The 2,942-nt window shown below is 40.1% G+C and carries 3 protein-coding genes; 1 reads left to right on the top strand and 2 read right to left on the bottom strand.

Annotated elements, in window-relative coordinates:
- Both QZ359_RS05535 and QZ359_RS05540 read right to left on the bottom strand, forming a co-directional pair.
- The coding region (locus tag QZ359_RS05535) for an NADPH-dependent FMN reductase (RefSeq protein ID WP_293963934.1) at positions 1-399 on the bottom strand (399 nt) is incomplete at its 3' end.
- 59 nt (positions 400-458) lie between these two features.
- Positions 459-1,382 carry an FAD:protein FMN transferase gene (locus QZ359_RS05540; protein WP_293963935.1) on the bottom strand — a complete coding sequence of 308 codons (924 nt, stop codon included), beginning with the start codon at positions 1,380-1,382 and terminating at the stop codon, positions 459-461.
- A 306-nt stretch (positions 1,383-1,688) separates the two neighbouring features.
- On the opposite strand from QZ359_RS05540, the gene nox reads away from it, so the two are divergent.
- The coding region (gene nox, locus QZ359_RS05545; protein WP_293963936.1) for a H2O-forming NADH oxidase at positions 1,689-2,942 on the top strand (1,254 nt) is incomplete at its 3' end.

The raw sequence follows: 2,942 nt of genomic DNA on the forward strand, positions 1-2,942 counted from the left end.
TTTGATTTCTGGTGCGTTTAAGATTTGGCGAAGTTGTAATTGGGCGCGTGATGAACCAAGTGTACCGTAAGAAGCACCTGTAATCATGATTGGTTTGTTCAAGAGTGGGTAAATACCATAAGACAACCAAGCAAGAGCGCTCATCAAAACAGCTGGGATAGAGTGGTCGTACTCAGGAGTACCGATAATAACGCCATCTGCCTCTTCAATTTTAGCAGCAATTTCTAAGATTTCAGCAGGTACTTGCTTGTCAGCTGGCTTGTTAAAGACAGGGATATCCTTGATTTCAACAAGTTCAATTTCAGCTTTGTCAGCAAAGTGTTTTTGCATGTATTGAAGCAATTGACGGTTTGTAGAACGTTTTGAATTTGTTCCAACAATAGCAATAAGTTTTAACATGAGTTTTCCTTTCTCTTTTTACATAATACGATTTTAAAACTCCATTGAAACAGTTATCTCTATAGAGTAGGAATTCCTGAAGAACAACTTAGGTGACCTTCCTTATCAATCAGAATCGCTTCGATTCCCTCCAAACTTTCGACTTGCCAAAGGATAGAAGCAGGTCTTTCTCCAAAGAGTCGAGTTGTCCAGATTTCACCATCAACTGATTTATCAGAGATGATTGTCAGACTAGCTAGTTCCGTTTCAACAGGATAGCCTGTTTGGCTGTCAAAAATGTGATGGTAATCCTTTCCATCGACTGTCAGGTGACGTTCATAAATGCCTGAAGTCACGACAGATTGATTGACAACAGGGATGGTCATTAAGTGATTGCCTCGAGGATTGGATGGGTCTTGAATCCCGATTTGCCAAGGTTGATTATCTCTTGCCTGATTTTTTCCAATGGTCAGGATATTCCCTCCCAGATTGATCAAGGCAGAAGTCACTCCCTCTGCTCTCAGAAATTGGGCAACCTTATCCGCACTATAACCCTTGGCTAAACAACCTAGGTCTATCTTCATTCCTTTCTGCTTTAAGAATACAGTGGAAGTAGAAGAATCTAACTCGATATCATGAGGATTGATTAAAGGTAGCACCGATTCAATTTCTTGAGGCTGGGCAACCTTGGCATCTGAAAAACCGATGCGCCAAGTTTGAATCAAGGGACCAATGCTGATATTGAGGTGGCTAGAGGGCGCTAGGCTATGCTCTAACCCAAGTGAAATCAGTTCGAACAGGTCTGGATGAACCTTGACGGGGGCTATTCCAGCTTGATGATTGATTTCCATCAACTCAGATTCTTGGCTATTGGCATTGAAGCGGTATTCTAGCTCTCTGAGTAAATCAAAGGATTTTTGGAGCAAGCTATCGGCTCGCTCATCCACTAATGAAATAGTGATAGTGGTTCCCATTAGGCGTTCAGAATGTGAACTAAGAGGCAAGCTACCAACTCCTTTCTCTTATGAAAAGAAGGCTGAAATATAGTAAATTTATGAAAAATGAACCCCTTACATTTTCTTTCCATGATACTAGCATACCATAAAGTCAGCGTTTTCACAAATAAAATTTGTAAAGATGTCAAGAAATATGCTCAGGAAATGAAGAAAATTTGCAAGAATCCGTGTTAAGATACAGATTATTTACAATTTTTTACAAAAAAATAGGAAAAATCAGCCAAACTCTTGTAAACGCTAACAGTAAATGTTATACTAGTAGGGTAAATTTAGAATGAAGGTAGGAAATTTTTTATGAGTAAGATCGTTGTAGTCGGTGCTAACCACGCTGGTACAGCATGTATTAATACTATGTTGGATAATTTTGGGAATGAGAACGAAATCGTTGTATTTGACCAAAACTCTAACATCTCTTTCCTAGGATGTGGAATGGCCCTCTGGATTGGTGAACAAATTGACGGTGCTGAAGGCTTGTTCTATTCTGATAAAGAAAAATTGGAAGCTAAAGGTGCTAAAGTCTACATGAACTCACCAGTTCTTTCAATCGACTATGATAACAAAGTAGTTACAGCAGAAGTTGAAGGAAAAGAGCACAAAGAATCATACGAAAAATTGATTTTCGCTACAGGTTCTACACCAATCTTGCCACCAATCGAAGGTGTTGAAATTGTTAAAGGAAACCGCGAATTTAAAGCAACTCTTGAAAATGTACAATTCGTTAAATTGTACCAAAACGCTGAAGAAGTGATTCACAAATTGTCTGATAAGAGTCAACACCTTGACCGTATCGCCGTTGTTGGTGGTGGTTATATCGGTGTTGAACTTGCTGAATCCTTTGAACGTCTTGGAAAAGAAGTTGTCCTTGTTGATATCGTTGATACTGTTTTGAACGGTTACTATGACAAAGACTTCACACAAATGATGGCGAAGAACTTGGAAGACCACAACATCCGCTTGGCGCTTGGTCAAACTGTTAAAGCAATCGAGGGTGACGGTAAAGTTGAACGCTTGATTACTGATAAAGAAACTTTCGACGTGGATATGGTTGTTCTTGCAGTTGGTTTCCGTCCAAATACAGCCCTTGCTGATGGTAAGATTGAACTCTTCCGTAACGGTGCCTTCCTTGTAGACAAGAAACAAGAGACTTCACTTCCTGGTGTATTTGCCGTTGGTGACTGTGCGACTGTTTATGACAACGCTCGTAAAGATACAAGCTACATCGCCCTTGCTTCAAATGCAGTTCGTACTGGTATCGTTGGTGCCTACAACGCTTGTGGACATGAATTGGAAGGAATCGGTGTGCAAGGTTCAAATGGTATCTCAATCTACGGTCTTCACATGGTTTCAACTGGTTTGACTCTTGAAAAAGCGAAAGCTGCTGGTTACAATGCAACTGAAACAGGCTTTAACGATCTTCAAAAACCAGAATTCATGAAGCATGACAACCATGAAGTTGCCATCAAGATTGTCTTTGACAAAGATAGCCGTGAAATTCTTGGTGCACAAATGGTTTCACACGATTCTGCAATTAGCATGGGAATCCACATG

Source organism: Streptococcus sp., assembly GCF_019414905.1.
GTDB lineage: Bacteria > Bacillota > Bacilli > Lactobacillales > Streptococcaceae > Streptococcus.